The organism is Micromonospora sp. NPDC049048 (assembly GCF_043197615.1).
Classification (GTDB): domain Bacteria; phylum Actinomycetota; class Actinomycetes; order Mycobacteriales; family Micromonosporaceae; genus Micromonospora.
In genome coordinates, this window is record NZ_JBICTM010000009.1 from 252,736 (window position 1) to 269,451 (window position 16,716).

The 16,716-nt window shown below is 73.8% G+C and carries 11 protein-coding genes; 5 read left to right on the forward strand and 6 right to left on the reverse strand.

The window, feature by feature from the left end; genetic code table 11:
- The first annotated feature begins 47 nt into the window (after positions 1–47).
- Together ACGFIG_RS26380 and ACGFIG_RS26385 are read left to right on the forward strand one after the other, a co-directional pair.
- Positions 48–2,516: a protein kinase gene (locus ACGFIG_RS26380; protein ID WP_393007256.1), complete on the forward strand. Its 2,469-nt coding sequence runs from the start codon at positions 48–50 to the stop codon at positions 2,514–2,516.
- Positions 2,513–6,844, forward strand: coding sequence for an FtsK/SpoIIIE domain-containing protein (locus ACGFIG_RS26385; protein WP_393007259.1), 4,332 nt, complete (start codon positions 2,513–2,515; stop codon positions 6,842–6,844). Before ACGFIG_RS26380 ends, ACGFIG_RS26385 begins: the two co-directional genes overlap by 4 nt.
- 43 nt (positions 6,845–6,887) lie before the next feature.
- Here ACGFIG_RS26385 and ACGFIG_RS26390 read toward each other — a convergent pair whose 3' ends face one another.
- Together ACGFIG_RS26390 and ACGFIG_RS26395 are read right to left on the reverse strand one after the other, a co-directional pair.
- Positions 6,888–7,394: a hypothetical protein gene (locus tag ACGFIG_RS26390; protein WP_393007260.1), complete on the reverse strand. Its 507-nt coding sequence runs from the start codon at positions 7,392–7,394 to the stop codon at positions 6,888–6,890.
- A gap of 107 nt (positions 7,395–7,501) precedes the next feature.
- Positions 7,502–7,993, reverse strand: coding sequence for an FBP domain-containing protein (locus ACGFIG_RS26395; protein WP_393007262.1), 492 nt, complete (start codon positions 7,991–7,993; stop codon positions 7,502–7,504).
- A 71-nt stretch (positions 7,994–8,064) separates the two neighbouring features.
- Here ACGFIG_RS26395 and ACGFIG_RS26400 point away from each other — a divergent pair, with 71 nt between their 5' ends.
- On the forward strand, positions 8,065–8,634 hold the full coding sequence (locus ACGFIG_RS26400) for a TetR/AcrR family transcriptional regulator (RefSeq protein WP_393007264.1): 570 nt from the start codon (positions 8,065–8,067) through the stop codon (positions 8,632–8,634).
- Here ACGFIG_RS26400 and ACGFIG_RS26405 read toward each other — a convergent pair.
- Positions 8,581–9,393: an N-acetyltransferase gene (locus ACGFIG_RS26405; protein WP_393007266.1), complete on the reverse strand. Its 813-nt coding sequence runs from the start codon at positions 9,391–9,393 to the stop codon at positions 8,581–8,583. The two genes, ACGFIG_RS26400 and ACGFIG_RS26405, sit on opposite strands and share 54 nt — an antisense overlap.
- A 458-nt stretch (positions 9,394–9,851) precedes the next feature.
- On the opposite strand from ACGFIG_RS26405, the gene ACGFIG_RS26410 reads away from it, so the two are divergent.
- Positions 9,852–10,214 carry a TraR/DksA family transcriptional regulator gene (locus ACGFIG_RS26410; protein ID WP_393007267.1) on the forward strand — a complete coding sequence of 121 codons (363 nt, stop codon included), beginning with the start codon at positions 9,852–9,854 and terminating at the stop codon, positions 10,212–10,214.
- Positions 10,215–10,390: 176 nt separating this feature from the next.
- Here the strand turns inward: ACGFIG_RS26410 and ACGFIG_RS26415 are convergent, their stop codons facing one another.
- Both ACGFIG_RS26415 and ACGFIG_RS26420 read right to left on the reverse strand, forming a co-directional pair.
- Positions 10,391–10,663 (reverse strand): GlsB/YeaQ/YmgE family stress response membrane protein, encoded by a 273-nt coding sequence (locus tag ACGFIG_RS26415; protein ID WP_121398573.1) that lies wholly within the window; start codon positions 10,661–10,663, stop codon positions 10,391–10,393.
- A gap of 247 nt (positions 10,664–10,910) precedes the next feature.
- Positions 10,911–12,173 carry an NAD(P)/FAD-dependent oxidoreductase gene (locus tag ACGFIG_RS26420; RefSeq protein ID WP_393007269.1) on the reverse strand — a complete coding sequence of 421 codons (1,263 nt, stop codon included), beginning with the start codon at positions 12,171–12,173 and terminating at the stop codon, positions 10,911–10,913.
- Positions 12,174–12,309: 136 nt separating this feature from the next.
- On the opposite strand from ACGFIG_RS26420, the gene ACGFIG_RS26425 reads away from it, so the two are divergent.
- Positions 12,310–13,884 carry a helix-turn-helix domain-containing protein gene (locus ACGFIG_RS26425; RefSeq protein WP_393007271.1) on the forward strand — a complete coding sequence of 525 codons (1,575 nt, stop codon included), beginning with the start codon at positions 12,310–12,312 and terminating at the stop codon, positions 13,882–13,884.
- A 157-nt stretch (positions 13,885–14,041) separates the two neighbouring features.
- On the opposite strand, the gene ACGFIG_RS26430 is transcribed toward ACGFIG_RS26425, so the two are convergent.
- Positions 14,042–16,246: an ATP-dependent RecD-like DNA helicase gene (locus ACGFIG_RS26430; RefSeq protein WP_393007273.1), complete on the reverse strand. Its 2,205-nt coding sequence runs from the start codon at positions 16,244–16,246 to the stop codon at positions 14,042–14,044.
- Positions 16,247–16,716 lie beyond the last annotated feature (470 nt).

The following is a 16,716-nucleotide window of genomic DNA, read 5'->3' on the forward strand; positions in this document are numbered from 1 at the left end:
CCGGTACTGTCCACAATGACTCTCCGGTTCGTGGCAAGGAGTTGGGTGTGCAGGAGTCCCGGCTCGTGGCGGGGCGCTACCGGCTCGACGAGGTGGTCGGTCGCGGGGGCATGGGCGTGGTCTGGCGGGCGACCGACGAACTCATCGGGCGCCAGGTCGCGGTCAAGGAGATCCGTGCCGACCCGGGCCTGCCCGCGCAGGATCGCGCGCTGTTCGGTCAGCGGGCGCTGCGCGAGGCGCGTACGGCGGGACGGATCAGTCATCCGGCCGTGATCGCCGTCCACGACGTGGTGCCGCCAACGGGCGACGACGAGGCGCTCTACATCGTGTCCGAACTGGTCGCGGCTCCGAGCCTCGCCGAGGTCCTGAAGCGGGGCGGGGCGCTGCCGCCGGCCCGGGTCGGCACGCTCGCCGTACGCGTCCTGGACGCGCTGGCCGCGGCGCACGCGGCGGGGGTGGTCCACCGCGACGTCAAGCCCGGCAACATCCTGGTGCTCGACGGCGACCGGGTGAAGCTCGTCGACTTCGGCATCGCCCGGGCCGACGGCGACTCCCGGCTGACCCACACGGGTGTGATGGGCTCCACGGGCTACCTGGCCCCGGAGCTGTTCCACGGTGCCGAGCCCGGCCCGGCGGCGGACCTGTGGGCGCTGGGCGTGACCCTGCTGGAGGCGGTGGACGGGGTGGCCCCGTTCGACCGCGCCTCCACGGCGGCGACCATCCACGCCGTCCTGCACGACGATCCGCCGCCCGTACGCTGTGCGCCGCCGTTGTCCGTCGTGATCGCCGGGCTCCTCGTGCGCGACCCGGAGCACCGGATGACGCTCGACCGGGCCCGCACGCTGCTCACCGGCGAGACGACGGACGCCGGCGTGGCCGTGACCCACGGCCCGGCCGGGGAAGCCGGTCCCGTTGCGCCCGCCGACTCCGGCGGGAGCGCCTCGGGCGCCGCAGGCGACTGGGAGTCGGCACCCACCACCACGCACGCGACGATCCGGGCCGACGGGACCGGGCGGTCCGACCCGGACGAGGGCTACCAGGTCGTGCCGCCACCCGCGATCCGGCGTACGAACCTGGTGGCGTACGTGCTCGTGCCGGCCCTGGCCGGCTGGCTCGGCTGGCTCCTGCTGCACAAGACGCTGGGTGTCCCGTCGTACCTCACCGTCGCCGCCGCGGTCGTGTTGTGGCTGGTCGGCACGATCGGCATTCAGGCTCCGTGGTCCGCCCGGTTGGAGATCACCGACGACGCGCTGGTGCTCCGTGGACCGAGCACGCCGAAGCAGGCGGGGCGGGACGCGGCGCTGGCGTGGGACGACCTGGACGTCCTCGCGCTCGTCGCCACCCGGCACCCGCACCGGACCCGGCTGTTCCTCGGAGTCGCCGCCCCGCAGGCCGCCGCCCCGGTCATGGTGCCGCCGCTCCGCGCGTTCCTGAACTCGCGGCCCGGCAGCGGCCCGGTGCTGGTCGTGGGCGACATCAGGGCCGGCAGCGAGGAGTTGGCCGAGGCGATGGAGGGCGTCGTCCCGGGCCGGTGCCCCGTCGTGACCTCGCGCCGCGCCGCGCCCGACCGGCAGGTCGTCCCACGCCGGGCCATCCTGGTCAGCTGGATCGTGGTGGTCGTGCTCCTGCTGGGGGCGACGCTCTACTACCGGCACGAGAGCGCGGACATCAGGGTCCTCACGAAGGAGTCGGTGTCGGTGCTGGCGTACGGGCCGGAACACCGGCTTTTCAGCGGTGGGCGCGACGGCACGATCACCATCTGGGACACCACCACCGGACAGGCCACCGCCGTCCTCGACGGCCACACCGACCCGGTCACGGCGCTCGACGTCAGCCACGACGGGAGGCTGCTGGCCAGCGGCACCCAGGAGGGCACCATCAAGGTGTGGGACGTCGCGGCCCAGCGCGTCGCGGCCACCCTCGGCGGCGACGACGACCCCTGGGTCGAGTCCCTGCGGTTCAGCCCTGACCGGTCCATGCTCGTCGCGGCCACCACCGGTGGCGTCCGGTTGTGGAGCGTGACCGGCCGCGTCCGGTCGATCCCGATCGACGCCGACGACATCGACGTCAGCCTCGTCCGGTTCAGTGCGGACGGCGGTCTCCTGCTCGGTGTCGACGAGAAGAAGAACACGCGGTGGTTCTGGCGGACGAGCACCGGCGCCAGGGTCGGCCCTGCCGGCAGCTTCGGCCCGATGGCGAACGTGCGACCCGACAACTCCGTCGTCATCCGGGACGCCGGATCGGACGAGATCGTGACCACCCTGCGCGGCGGTGCCGCCGAGGTGCGGGCGACCGCCTTCGGGCCCGGCGACCTGTTCGCCACGAGCACCTGGGACGACCTGAGGGTGTGGCGGACCACGACCGGCCGCACGGTGCACTCCAAAGGCCTGGGACTCACCGACATCGGCGTGCCGGACTGCGACTCCCTGGCGTTCGACGCGCAGGGCACGGCCCTGGCGTGCGGCGGCACCGACGGCATCCGGGTGTGGACCCTCGGGGCGGAGCGACCCCGATGATCCTGCGGATGACGGTCCGCGACGCCGAGACGGGAACGTCCCGGGACGTCGAGGTGACCGCCGAGCCGGCCACGGGTGTCGGTGCGCTGCTGGCGGAGCTGCCGGTGCCCGTCGGCGGGCGGGCCTGTTTCGTCGGCAGCACCCGGCTCGACCCGGCGGCCACCGTGGCGCAGAGCCCGCTGGTGCCGGGATCGGTGATCAGTGTGGGCGCGCCGGGCCCGCCCGGTCGCCCCGTCGACACCGACGCCCGCGGCATGCTGGAGGTGGTACGCGGCCCCGACGCCGGCCTCGCGGTGACGCTGACCGCGGGCCGGCACGCCCTGGCGCGTAACTCCCGGGCGTCGGTGCCGCTGCGCGACTCCGACGTGTCCCGGGGCGGCCACGCCGAGATCCGCGTCCACGCCGACGGCAGCGCCGACGTGGTCGACACCGGTTCCAGCAACGGCACCTTCGTCGACGGGGTGCGGATCAGCAGGCGGACCAGGCTGACCCGCCGCAGCAGACTGCGGGTCGGCGCCGACGAACTGCGGTGGCGACCGGCAGCGGCCGGTGCGCTGCGGGTGGCCCGCGCCCCGGACGGGCGGCTCGAGTTCGACCGGGCCTTCGTGCCGGCCCCGGTGGTGCCGAGCGTCGAGGTGACCATGCCCGTGCAGCAGCAGCCGGCGGCGGGCGGCACGGCGACGATGGCCCTGCTCGGGGCGGGGATGGCAGCGGCGGCGGCCTTCCTCTTCCAACAGCCGATGCTGTGGCTGGGCGCGGTTGGGGCGATGATCGCCTACCAGGTGATGAGCTCGGCGGAGGAGAAGCAGACGAAGCAGCGGGAACGGAGCTTCGCCGAGGCGAAGAAGGCGGTGGAGGAGAAGGTCGACGCGCAGGCGCGGGAGGAACGCAGGGTCCGCCACCTGCTCGCCCCGGGGCCGACCGAGGTCACCGAGACGGCCCTGGGGGAGCGGGTCGACTTGTGGGCGCGCCGGCCGGCCGCGCCGCACGGCCTGACCGTACGCGTCGGCACCACCGACCTGCCCGCCGCGGTGACGGTACGCGGCGAGCCGTGGTCCGGCTTCACGGCACCGGTGCTGCGGGCCGCTCCGCTGACCGTCGACCTGCGGTCCACCGGCGTGCTCGGCATCGCCGGCGCGACCCAGCAGGTGGGCGACCTGGTGCGCTGGCTGCTGGTCCAGTTGGCGACCCTGCGCGGCCCCGACGACCTGCGCCTGGTGGTGCTGACCGCCGGGGACGGCGACGACCTGGCGTGGACCCGGTGGCTGCCACACCTCGACGGCGGGGCGGGGGTGCCCTGCCGGATCGGCAACACCCCGCAGACGCGTGCCGACCGACTGGGGGAACTGCGCCGACTCGTCGCGGCGCGGCGGGCCGAGGAGAGCACCGGTGCGCCCGGCCGGGCCGGCGGGGACATCGTTGTCGTCCTGTACGGCGCGCTCGCCCTGCGCGAACTGCCCGGTACGGACGAGATCCTGCGCGACGGGCCGGCGGTCGGGGTCTACGCCATCTGCGCCGACCGGCACGGCACGACCGAGGCGCGGGGGCTGTGCGAGGTGGGTCCGGACTCGGTGCGGTTGACCCGCAGTGCCGAGGAACCACCCGTCCACGGCCGACCGGACGCCCTCGACGCGGCGACCGCCGAGCGGCTGGCCCGGGCGTTGGCGCCGATGCGCGACCGGGCGACCCGGGCCGCCGCCCACCACGCCGTCCCCGACCGCGTACGACTGCTGGACCTGCTGGGCCTCGGCACGCCGACGGCCGACGACGTGCTCGCCCTGTGGGGGGAGGACCGGGGGCCCCGCACCCGGGTGGTGCTCGGCGCGGACGCCAACGGGCCGGTGCACGTCGACCTTGCCGGCCAGGGCCCGCACATGATCCTCGGCGGCGCCACCGGCGCGGGCAAGAGCGTCCTGTTGCAGACCCTGGTCGCCGCGCTGCTGCTGGCGAACCGGCCGGACGAGCTGAACATGGTGCTGGTGGACTTCAAGGGCGGCAGCGCGTTCCTGCCCTTCGAACGCTGCCCCCACGTCGTCGCGCTCATCCGTTCCACGGGGGAGACCGTCGCCGACGTCTTCGACGACGCCGCCGCGGCTCGCGTCCTGTCGTCGATACGCGCGGAGGTGAGCCGGCGCGAGTCCCTGCTGGCTCGCTACGAGGGGGAGATCGAGCGGTACTGGGAGAAGCGCCGCACGCAGCGGCGACTGCCGCCGTTGCCCCGACTCGTCATGGTCTTCGACGAGTTCGCGCGGGTGCTCGACGCCACCCCGGACTTCGTCCGCGAACTGGTGAACGTCGCCGCCAAGGGACGGTCCCTGGGCATGCACCTCGTCCTGGCCACCCAGTCGTTGCAGGGCAAGCTGTCGCCGGAGCTGAAGAACAACGTGTCGCTGCGCATCAGCCTGCGTCAGAACGAGGCCGCCGACAGCACCGAGGTGCTCGGTGTGCCCGACGCCGCCGCGATCCCCGGTTCCCTGCGCGGGCGAGCGATGATCTTCTGCACCACGGCCGAGACCCGGGTGCCGCACGAGTTCCAGTCCGGCTACCTCGGCGATCCACCGCCCTCCGGTGCCGTCGCGGCCTCCGTCCGTACCCTCGAATGGGCCGACCTGGGCATGCCGCGCGTCGCTGGCGACAGCCGCACCGGCGACGCCGCGACGGATCAGGAGCTGGCGATCGCGGCCGTCGAGGAGGCCGCCGGCAGAGCCGGGCTCACCGCCCCGTTCCGGCCGCTCCTGCCCCCGCTGCCGGCGGTCCTCACCCTCGACGAACTGCGCCGCCGGCAGACCGCCGCCCCGCCGGACACGGCCATCCCGCTCGGCCTGGCGGACGAGCCCGGGTTGCAGGCGCAGCCGGCGGAGTTCCTCGACCTCGCCGCCGGCGACCGGCTGCTGGTCGCCGGCGGTCCGCAGTCGGGTCGTACGACGTTCGTCCGGACCCTGGTCACGAGCCTCGTCACCCGGTTCCCGCCCGACCGGGCACACCTCTACCTCGTCGAGCGACGACCCGGCGGCCTTGCCGACTACGCCGACCTGCCGCACTGCGGTGGGGTGTTCACACCGGCGGACCCCGACCGGATCCGCCGCCTGGTCGCCTGGCTCGACCAGGAGACCCGGCGGCGCGCGGCCGGCACGCCGGACCCGGATGACGCTCCCCGCCCCCACGTCGTGGTCGTCGTCGACGGCTGGGAACACTTCGAGGACCACAGCGACCCCGACTTCGTGGAGACCTCGCTGCTCGCGACGCTGCGCGGGGTCGTGACCGCAGGCGCCCCCCTCGGCGTGCACGTCGTCCCGCTCGGCGGGCAGGACATGCTCAACCACAAGCTGCCGGGCCTGTACAACCGGCGGCTGCTCCTGCCGTTCCCGAAGGAGGACACCCGGCGCGCGCACCTGACCTCCGCGATGACCAGCCCACCCGCGCTGCCCGGCCGCGCCGTCGACGCCGGCACCGGCCGGCACGTCCAGCTCTGCCAGCCCATCGGCAGCGACGCCGCCAGCCCCGGGTCCGTGGCCGCGTCCGCCACGCGGCTCGTGGCCGACGCCGCCGCTGCCGCCCGGGGCGTCGACCCCGCCCGGCTACCCCGCCGGTTCCCCGCGCTGCCCACCCGCATCACCCTCGACGCGCTGCGCCCGCCCGCCGCGCTACCCGGCGCCACCTGGATCCCCCTCGGCGTCGGGGCGCCGGACAACACCACCGTCGGCATCGACCTCTTCGCGGCCGGACCCCACCTGCTGCTGGTCTCGGGGCCGCCGGGAGCCGGTCGTACGACCGCCGCCGCCGTCGTGGCCCACGGCCTACGCCGGCGGGGCCTCGGCGTGCTCGCGGTCGTGTCGCCCCGGTCGCCCCTGCCGGGGCTGCTTCCGCACGACCCGGGTGTCCGGGTACTCACCGGGGCGGCCATCGCGGACACCGAGTTGCGCAGCGCCGCCGCGGCCTTCGCCGACGCTCCGTTCGCCGTGATCGTCGACGACGCCGACCATGTCTCGGTGCTCCCCACCGAGCAGGGGTTCGCCAGCGCGCCCACCCTGCTGGAGGAGATCGCCCAGCCCGCCGCCCGTGGCGCTCAGGCCCTGGTCCTGACCGGAGACGCCGCACCCGCGCTCACAGGCTTTCCCGGTCCACTCGCCCGGCTGATCAACACGGTCATGAGCACGGGCGTCCGGCTGGTGCTGACTCCCGAGAACCGGGCGGCGGCGCTCGCGCACCACATGGCGCTCGAACCGGACCAGTACTTCACCGGACCGCCCGGGCGCGGCTACCTGACGTCCGGTCGGGTCCCCGTCCTGCTGCACCTGGCGGTGCCCGGGGAGGACCGGTCCGGCTAGCGCGGGCCGCTGGTCGTGCCGGCGGGCGGCGGGCAGCGGAGCGTCAGCAGCCGCCGCAGGTGTAGAAGAGGATGTCCCAGTGGCTTCCTTCCCTGGTGTAGAGGTTGCCGGAGGCCGCCCGGTACTGGTAACCGAAGCCGGAGATGTAGCCGACGTAGGTGTAGTTGGCCGAGATGTAGTTCTGGATGCAGGTGCTCAGCGCGATGTCGAGCTTGTAGCCGTTCCAGTGGCTGTAGGTGCCTCCGGCGTGCCCGACCTCGGTGCCGGCGGTGATCGTCACGGCGCACCCGCTGGCGCGTTTGAAGGTGATGATCCCGTCGATGGTCGCCTGCCGGACGCCGTCGAACGAGGTGCAGGTCGCGACGTTGCGGTCGCTGCAGTTGCCGCTGGAGGTCCAGGAGATGCCGGCGGCGCTCAGCTGCGAGGTGGCGCTGGAGTGGCTGATGGCGAAGGCCGGACTGGCGAGGCCGAGCGTGACTCCGGTCGCGGCGGTGATGGCGACGAGGAACGTGAGCAGGCGGCGGCGCAGGGTGGATCGGGTGGACGACATGGCTCTCCCGTTCGCGTGGGGGATTCCTGCGATGAGAAGGCCGACCTTGCAGGATTTCTATCAGACATCGATGAGCATGACTAGATGCGGCGGCGTGTCCGCTCGGATCACGAGGTCACGTTGGCGACGAACGCGGCGACGTTCGCCACGGTCCGCTGGATCTTCTCCTCCAGGGTGAGTGACTCCGGTAGCCGCGCGCCGGCGCCCGCGTCCTTTTTGCCCCGCACGTACAGGGAGCAGGCGAGGTCGCTGCACAGGTAGGTGCCGACCGTGTTGCCCTGCTGGCCGGCCCTGCCCGCCTTCGGCGCGACCATCAGCGAGACGCCGCCGGTGGGGGAGGTCAGACACATCGCGCACATGCCACGCCGTGACTGTGTGTTGGTGGGGCTCGGGCAGCGCAGCACGAGGCCCCGGGGGCGGTCGTCCAGCTCGATGACGAGGTAGGCGCGGCCGGGTGAGCGTGGATCCCGCCAGCCCAGGTAGTCCAGGTCGTCCCAGGGGCGGTCGGCCAGGTCGCGCGGGACGGACAGGCGTCTGGCCTCGCCCTTGGTGCAGTTGACGAACGCGGTGCGGATCTCCTGCTCGGTCAGCGGCTTCATGCGGCGCAGGTTAATTTGCCTAAAAGCTTTAGGCAAATGCAAAATGAGTTATGCCGAGCGGGCGGAGGGGTATGGCACGCGCAGGACTGACCACGGAACGGCTCACCCTGGCCGGGGCGGAACTGGCCGACGAGGTCGGTTTCGACCAGGTGACGGTCTCGGCGGTCGCCAGGCGGTTCGACGTCAAGGTCGCCAGCCTCTACTCGCACCTGAGGAGCTCCCAGGACCTCAGGACCAGGATCGCGCTGCTCGCCCTCGAGGAACTGGCCGACCGGGCAGCCGACGCGTTGGCCGGGCGCGCCGGCAAGGACGCGCTGACCGCACTAGCCAACGTCTACCGCGACTACGCCCGGGAGCATCCCGGCCGCTACGCCGCGGCCCAGCTCAGGCTCGATCCGCGGACGGCGGCCGCCAGCGCCGGCCGCAGGCACGCCCAGCTGACCCGGGCGCTGCTGCGCGGCTACGACCTGGCGGAACCGGACCAGACGCACGCGGTGCGGCTGCTGGGCAGCGTCTTCCACGGTTACGTCAGCCTGGAGATGGGCGGCGGCTTCAGCCACAGCGCTCCCGACACGCAGGAGACCTGGTCACGCGTCCTCGACGCCCTCGACGCCCTGCTGCGGAACTGGCCCGCGCCCTGACGCTTCCGCAGCCGCCCCGAGCCGGTGCCGGACCCAGACGTTGGGCTCGACGTAGACGGCGTGGTCGTGCGTCACGTCGCAGTGCACGGGCACGAGGGCACCGGGCACGTGGACCGGCCCGCTGGTGTCGAACGGCAGGCCCGTCCAACGACGCCAGTCGTCGAGCGACCCGGCGATCGTCATCGACCGGGTGGCGACGCGCTCGATGCGCCCGCCCGCGCGCACGTGCACCCGCAGCCACGGGTCGACCGGCAGGCCGTCCTCGCGGACCTGCGCCGCGTACTCCACCATCGGCAGGTCGGGCCGGGTGTGCTTGCCGCTCGGTCGCACGGGCGCGACCAGCGTGTCGTAGCCCAGTTCCGCGACGGCCTCCCGCATGGCGGCGAGCATCACCGCCGAGAGCCCGGTGCCACGGTGGTCGGGCCGGATGCAGATCTCCAACGCGGAGACGATGTTCGTCTCGGCGTGGGTGAGACGGCCGACGGTGCAGCGCTGGATCACCCGGTCCCAGCCGCCGTCGGGAAGCTCGGGCTCCGTCCAGCGGAACGGCGCGGCGTACGCCCGGGCGATCACGCGGGCGGGGTCGGCGGGGTCGACGGCGGCGAACACGAACTCGGGGTACAGGGCGTGGGCGACGGCGTAGTACACGGCGCCCATCGGGTCCCACAGCATGAACGGTGGCCACGCCCCGTCGAAGTCCTCGTCGAGCGCACGGGCGAGGTCGGGGCGGTCCGCCAGGCTCACGATGTCCAGGGTCACGGCGGCAACGTAGGGCGTCGGCCCGTCCGGCGCACGTGAATTACGGGCCGGTCCGACGGGTCACGGCCTTCCGGGCCGATCCGGCAACCCCACGCCGAGGCCCGAGCCGCCGGGCGGCGGGCCGGTACGCAGGCGTTCGGTCTATGGTGACGCCGTGACCGCCCCCGCCCCCTCCTGGCAGCCCCGCACCGCCGCGTACCAGGAGTTTCCCGCCCCGTCGCGCACGATCGCGACGACCGGGCCGCGGACTCACCTCACCGCGGGCGCGGTCACCCGCCACCTCATCGTGCCGTCGGTCGCCCGCGTCCGTCGGGGCACCGTCGCGCCGCCGACCCGGCGGGCGCCTCGCCAGCGCCGCCCGCCGCCGCCCGTCCCGGATCCACAGGACCGGCACCGGCGGGCGGAGCGCATCAGCGCTCCGCCCGTTCTTTCGTTGCGAGCAGGAAGAAGGACCGATCGTGTACGTCGTGAACAGGCAGGCCGAGCTGGGGGTGCTCCGGATCGTCCTGGCGGAGCAGTACGAGCGGCACAGCATCCAGCTGGCGTTGCTGGACCGGCAGGCCCGACGGATGCGCGCCGACGGTACCGGTGTCGAGACGGCTTCCGCGTTGACCGCCGCCACGCGGCGGGCCCTGGGTGACATCGCCCGCGCCCTGCACTACCTGGAACAGGGCCGGTACGGCACCTGCGGAGGATGCGACCGCGACATCCCGATCGAAGAGCTGGCGCACCGCCCGTCGACCCGGCTCTGCGCCACCTGTCAGCCCGAGCCGCACCGGCGGACCGCCCACGGCCGCGTCGGTGGCGACTGCCGCCGATAGAGGGCGTCACTTCTACGGCAACGCGCTCCTTCAAGGGGGCACTGGCGTCGCGGTCGGTTCCCACACCGCGGCGGTCCCGCACCCGCTCGGCGAGCGCCGCCGTGCCGAACAGGTAGTCCAGCGGACACGACGGCGCCGGCCGCCGCGAGGGTGGCCGGCGCCGTAGGACGTGCAGGTCAGCGGATGCGTCGGCGACCGTAGGCGCCGGCGGCGATGGCGACACCGATCGCGGCGAAGACGACCTGGAGGGCCAGCTCGATCCAGTCGATCCCCCTTGTGTCGTCCACGCCCAGGGCCCCGGCGACGAGGGTGCCGAGGATTGCCGCCACCACACCGATGAGCAGCGTGAGCCAGATCGGGATGTTCTGCTTGCCCGGGACGACCAGGCGGCCCAACGCCCCGATGATCAGGCCGATGATGATGGCGGTAAAGAAACCGGTGACTTCCACGTGGAGCCGTCCTTCCGGAGAGTTGTCGTCGAGCTGCGTGTTGCCCCCGCCGGAAGGGTGGCGAAACCACTCCCGGTCCCTTCCACAGCTTCTTCATACAACTGTCACGGAGCTGCGTACGAAACGTCATCGGCGCCATCCGGCGGCGACAGCCGGGCTGGCCTGGCCGGAAAACCGGCCGAGCGCACCACCCCTGCGACACGCGCGTCGGAGCCCTACCTACGGTCGAGGGCTCCGACGACGCCCGTCAGCGCAGCGGATCGAAGGGGCGCAGTTCTACGGGCTGGCCGCCGCCGGTGATCTGCTCGGCGAGCAGCTCACCGGTGAGCGGGCCGAGGGTGATGCCCCACATGCCGTGACCGCCGGCGGCGAAGACGCGCGGCGACCGGGTCCGGCCGATCAGGGGCAGCCCGTCCGGGGTGCAGGGTCGCGAGCCGACCCACTCGTCGGTACGGGCGTCCAGGTCGGCGCCGCGCAGCAGTGGCCGGGCGGCCTCGGCGATGGCCGAGATGCGGCGCCGGTCCAGTGGCGCCTCGGCGCTGCGGAACTCCATCATCCCGGCGACGCGCAGCCGGTCGCCCAGCGGCGTGCAGGCCACCCGCTGCGCGGGGAAGTAGACCGGCCCGGCCGGCAGGTGCTCGATCGCGACGCTGAAGCTGTAGCCGCGGCCGGCCTGCACGACGGTGCGTACGCCGAAGCGGCGGGCGAGCTGGCCGAGCCAGGTGCCGGTCGCCAGCACCACCGCGTCGTAGCGCTCGTCGGTGCCGGCGGAGGTCACCACCCGGACCCCGCCCGCCTCGTCGCGGACGTCCACGACGTCCACCCCGTCCTCGATCGTCCCGCCCCGGGCGCGGACGGAGTCGGCCAGCGCGTGCACGTACTGGCCCGGGTTGACGTAGCGCTGGTCGTGCAGGCGGATGGCGGCGCCGACCGCGTCCGACAGGGCGGGCTCCACCTCCCGCGCCTCGGCTCCGGTCAGCACGTCGAACTCGATCCCCTGCCCCGCGGAGTGGATGTGCGCCAGCTCGTCGAGCAGGACCGAGCGCTCGGCCTCGGTCCGGTACGCCGCGAGGAACGACTTCGCCTCGTGCGTCGGCGCGGTGACGCCGCCGGCCGTCAGCGCGTCGAACGCCGCCAGCGCCCGCCGGTTCATCGGGATGAAGGCGCGCATCGCGCTGCGCCATTTCGACGGCGTGCTGTGCCGCGCGAAGCCGGCGAGGAAGCGCAGCAGCCGGACGTCCGCGCGCGGCGGCACGTAGACCGGCGAGGACGGGCTCAGCACGGCGCGTAGCCCGTAGCGCAGCACGGCCGGCTCCGGCAGGGGAGTGGTGATGCCGGGCGTGAGCCAGCCCGCGTTGCCCCACGACGCGCCCGCCGCCACACCCGTACGGTCCAGCACGGTGACCCGGACCCCCCGCTCCTGCAGGAACCAGGCGGTGGCCAGCCCGACCATCCCCGCGCCGACGACGGCGACGTGTTGGGGCGCGGGCACTGACTCGACGGGGGACATGTCGTTTCTCTCCTTCAGGCGCTACCGGGATCGCGGCCAATCCTGTCCCTGCCGGGCCGAGAGATCATTGTCCGTACCGGCCAAGGATTGCCCAGGTCGTTGGCCCTTTCGCACAAGAGCGGGGCACAATCGCGGCATGCTCACGGTGGCTGGCGTGGTGGACGCGGCGGGCGCGGCACTGCTCAAGATCGTCGTCCCCGCGGACGAGACGGAGGTACGCGACGTGACCCTCGCCGAACTCGACGACGCCACGACCGGCCAGAGCGGGGACATCGTCCTCGGCGCCGGCATCGCGAGCCCGGAGCAGGCGCTCGCCCTCGTCGCCCGCTGCGCCGACGCCGGGGCGGCCGGCCTCGTCCTCAAGCCTCCGCTGGCCGCGCACCCCGACGTGACGTCGGCGGCCGCCGGGCGGCGCCTGACCCTGGTCGAGTTGCAGCGCCACGGCTCCTGGGCCCAGCTCGTCTGGCTGCTTCGCGGGGTGATCGACCGGGCCGTGGCGCCCGGCTCGCCGGAGACCGGGGAGCCCGGCGTCTACGACGAGCTGTTCGCCCTCGCCGACGCCACCGCCGCCGTCGTCGACGCGCCGGTGACGATCGAGGACGCCCAGTCCCGGGTGCTCGCCTACTCGTCGCGCCAGGACCGCACCGACCCCGCCCGGGTGTCGACGATCGTCGGCCGCCGGGCACCCGGGGACGTGATCGCCCACTTCCGCTCCCGGGGCGTGTTCCGCAAACTCATGACGGGCAGTGAGCTGATCTTCGTACCGCAGGGTCCGGACGGGACGCTGCCCCGCCTCATCATCCCGATCCGCGCCGGAGGCGAGCTGCTCGGCTCGATCTGGGCCGTCGTCGAGGGTCCGGTGCCGCAGGGGCGGCTGCGCGACCTCCAGGGCACGGCGTCCGTGCTGGCCCTGCACCTGTTGCGCCTGCGTGTGCAGGCCGACGTCGCGCGTCGGGTGTCGGCCGACCGGCTGCGGGCCGTCCTGCGGGCCCCCGGTCGGATGGGGCGCGAGGAACTGGCCCTGCCCGAGGGACCGTGGCGGGTCTTCGCGCTCGGCGCGCACGGCGGGACGGGCGAGATGGTCGACAGCCTCGCCCTGTGGGAGTCCATCACCCGCCGGCACGGCTGGCGTCAGCCGCTGCTGGCGGACGTCGGAGACGTCCTGTTCGCCGTCCTGGTCGACGGGGGCGCCTCGCCCGGCTCGCGGCGGTGGATGGAGAAGCTGATCCACGACGTCGCCGTGCACGACCCGGGGCTGTACGCGGCGTCCGGCGGTGTCGCCGCAGGCCTGACGGACCTGCCGCGATCGCGCGCCGAGGCGGCCGAGCTGCTCGCGTTGCGCGGCCCGGCGGGACGACGGGACCCGGTGCTGCGGTTCGAGGAGCACTGGGCCGAGGTGGTCGTGCACCGGGTGGTCGGCGCGGTGCCGGGCGTCGACCTGCTGGTGGGCGGGCCGCTGCCCGACCTCGTCGCCCACGACCGGGAGCACGGCACCGACTACGTCGCCACGGTCGCCGCCTGGCTCGACCAGCAGGGCGACCCGAAGCGGGCCGCCCGGCAGCTGCACGTGCATCCCAACACGCTGCGGTACCGGATGCGCCGCCTCACCGAGGTCGCCGCCGTCGATCTCGAGTCGCCGCGTACGCGGCTGGCGTTGCAGATCCAGCTCGCGGCGCTGAACCGCGCGGCGTCCGCGCCCGGCCCGGCGTGACGGCCGCGTCCCGTCCGGCGTGACGCCGCGCGGCGTCCCCGTCCCGTCCGGTGACCGCCGCCGGACGGGACGGGCGGGCCCCGAGCCGGCGGGCGGGACGGGCGGGCCCCGAGTCGGCGGGCGGGGAGCGGGGGACGGCGGCGCGGGGACGGGCCGCTCAGGCGAGGCGGTGGTCGAGGGCGGTGTGCCGGCGCCCGGCGCCGACGGTGCGTACGGCGGCGGCGAGCGCGCGACGGGAGCCGACGAGGACGACGAGCTTCCTGGCCCGGGTGACGGCGGTGTAGAGCAGGTTGCGTTGCAGCATCATCCAGGCGCTGGTGGTCAGCGGGATGACCACGGCGGGGTACTCGGAGCCCTGCGAGCGGTGGATGGTCATGGCGTACGCGTGGACGAGTTCGTCCAGCTCGTCGAAGTCGTAGTCGATGCTCTCGTCCTCGTCGGTGCGTACCGTCAGGGTCTGTTCCTCGGTGCTCAGGGCGGTGACGATGCCGAGGGTGCCGTTGAAGACGCCGGCCTGGCCCTTGTCGTAGTTGTTGCGGATCTGGGTGACCTTGTCGCCGACGCGGAACACCCGGCCGCCCAGGCGGCGTTCGGGCTGTCCCTCGCGCGCCGGGGTGAGGCGCTGCTGGAGCAGCGTGTTCAGGGCCGCCGCGCCGGCGGGGCCGCGGTGCATCGGGGTGAGGACCTGGACGTCGCGGCGCGGGTCGAGGCCGAAGCGGGCGGGGATCCGGGTGCAGGCGACGTCGACGGTCAGGGCGGCGGTGGCCTCGGTGTCCTCGTTGACGAACAGGAAGAAGTCGCTGAGGCCCTGCACCAGGGGTGGCTTGCCGGCGTTGATGCGGTGGGCGTTGGTGACGACGCCGGACTGCGCGGCCTGGCGGAAGACCTGGGTCAGGCGGACCCGGGGGATGGCCTCGGCGGCGAGCAGGTCCCGCAGCACCTCGCCGGCGCCGACGGAGGGAAGCTGGTCGACGTCGCCGACGAGCAGCAGGTGCGCGCCGGGCGGTACGGCCTTGACGAGCTTGTTGGCCAGGATGAGGTCGAGCATGGACGCCTCGTCGACGACGAGGAGGTCGACGTCGAGGGGATTGTCCCGGTCGTGGCTGGCCTCCCCGCCGGGGCGTAGCTGCAGCAGCCGGTGCACGGTGGCCGCCGGATGCCCGGTCAGCTCCGACAGGCGCTTCGCGGCGCGGCCCGTCGGCGCGACGAGGGTGACCTTGGCCTTCTTCGCGGCGGCGAGTTCGACGATCGAGCGGACCGTGAAGCTCTTGCCGCAGCCGGGCCCGCCGGTCAGCACGGCGACCCGGGAGGTGAGGGCGAGGCGTACGGCCTGTTCCTGCTCGGGGGCCAGTTCGGTGCCGGTGCGGGCCTTCAGCCAGGCCAGCGCCCTGCCCCAGTCGACGCCCGTGAAGTGGGGCAGCCGGTCGGCGCGGTCGCGCAGCAGCCGCAGCAGGGATCCGGCGAGGGACTGCTCGGCGCGGTGGAACGGCACCAGGTACACCGCTGCGGTGGGCTCGCCGTCCGGCCCGGGCAGCGTCTCGCGGACCACGCCCTCCTCGGCGACGAGTTCGTCGAGGCAGTCGCTGACGAGGTCGGCGGGTACGTTGAGGATCTTGATCGCGTCGTCGACGAGCCGCGGGCGGGGCAGGTAGCAGTGCCCGTCGTCGGTGGCCTCGGACAGGGTGTGTTGCAGGCCGGCCTTGACCCGTTGCGGGCTGTCGTGCGGGATCCCGACCGCCTGGGCGATCGTGTCGGCGGTCTTGAACCCGATGCCCCACACGTCGGCCGCCAGCCGGTACGGCTCCTCGCGGACCACGGTGATGGCGGCGTCGCCGTACTGCTTGAAGATCCGTACGGCCAGGGAGGTGGACACGCCGACGCCCTGGAGGAAGACCATCACCTCCTTGATGGCCTTCTGCTCCTCCCACGCGGCGGTGATCTTCGCGGTGCGCTTCGGCCCCAGGCCGGGCACCTCGACCAGGCGGGCGGGCTCCTCCTCGATGACGCGCAGGGTGTCGAGACCGAAGTGGGCGACGATCCGCTCGGCGAACACCGGACCGATGCCCTTGACCAGCCCGGAACCGAGGTAGCGGCGGATGCCCTGAATCGTGGCCGGCAGCACGGTGGTGTACGAGTGCACCTCGAACTGCCGGCCGTACTGCGGGTGCGACGACCAGCGTCCGGACAGGCGCAGGCTCTCGCCGGGCTGGGCGCCCAGCAGCGCGCCGACCACGGTGAGCAGGTCGCTGCCCCGGTCGGTGGCCACCCGGGCGACGGTGTAGCCGGTCTCCTCGTTGACGTACGTCAACCGTTCGAGCACCGCGTCCAACACGGCCGACGGCGGGCGGGTGGGGGCAGTCACCCGCCCATCCTGCCTCCCGCCCCCGGAAGGGTGCCGCCGACCCGGCCGCGCGCCCGCGCGGGAGCCGCGGTGCCCCTCCGCTCGAAGCCCACGCCTTCGCGAGATGGTCGACGATCTCGCGGGCTTCCGACCCCTCCGACGTCGCGTTGGCCCTGGGCCTTGGCGCCAGCACGATGGCGATCACTCCCGCCCAGGCGATCCTGCCCGAGTACCCGATCATCGTCGAAGCCAGCGCCGACGCCACGCCCGACTGCGGAGAGCCGCTGCCGCCCCCGCCCGGTGGCGGCACCCCGTCCCCTTCGGCCTACATGCTGCAGGGAGTCATCGACCTGGAGCAGTACGGCCACGAGGGCTCCTGCCGTACCGGACCGGCGGCGTCAAGGTCAGCGCGTACTCCCGGTTCGCCAACTCCAGCAGCAACCGCGTCGACGCCGACCACACCAACGTCCGGTGCTACGCCAACGACGCGT

Coding starts and splice junctions, on each gene's coding strand:
- ACGFIG_RS26385 (WP_393007259.1), top strand. CDS start 2,513: ATGATCCTGCGGATGACGGTCCGCGACGCCGAGACGGGAACGTCCCGG.
- ACGFIG_RS26390 (WP_393007260.1), bottom strand. CDS start 7,394: ATGTCGTCCACCCGATCCACCCTGCGCCGCCGCCTGCTCACGTTCCTC.
- ACGFIG_RS26395 (WP_393007262.1), bottom strand. CDS start 7,993: ATGAAGCCGCTGACCGAGCAGGAGATCCGCACCGCGTTCGTCAACTGC.
- ACGFIG_RS26400 (WP_393007264.1), top strand. CDS start 8,065: ATGGCACGCGCAGGACTGACCACGGAACGGCTCACCCTGGCCGGGGCG.
- ACGFIG_RS26420 (WP_393007269.1), bottom strand. CDS start 12,173: ATGTCCCCCGTCGAGTCAGTGCCCGCGCCCCAACACGTCGCCGTCGTC.
- ACGFIG_RS26425 (WP_393007271.1), top strand. CDS start 12,310: ATGCTCACGGTGGCTGGCGTGGTGGACGCGGCGGGCGCGGCACTGCTC.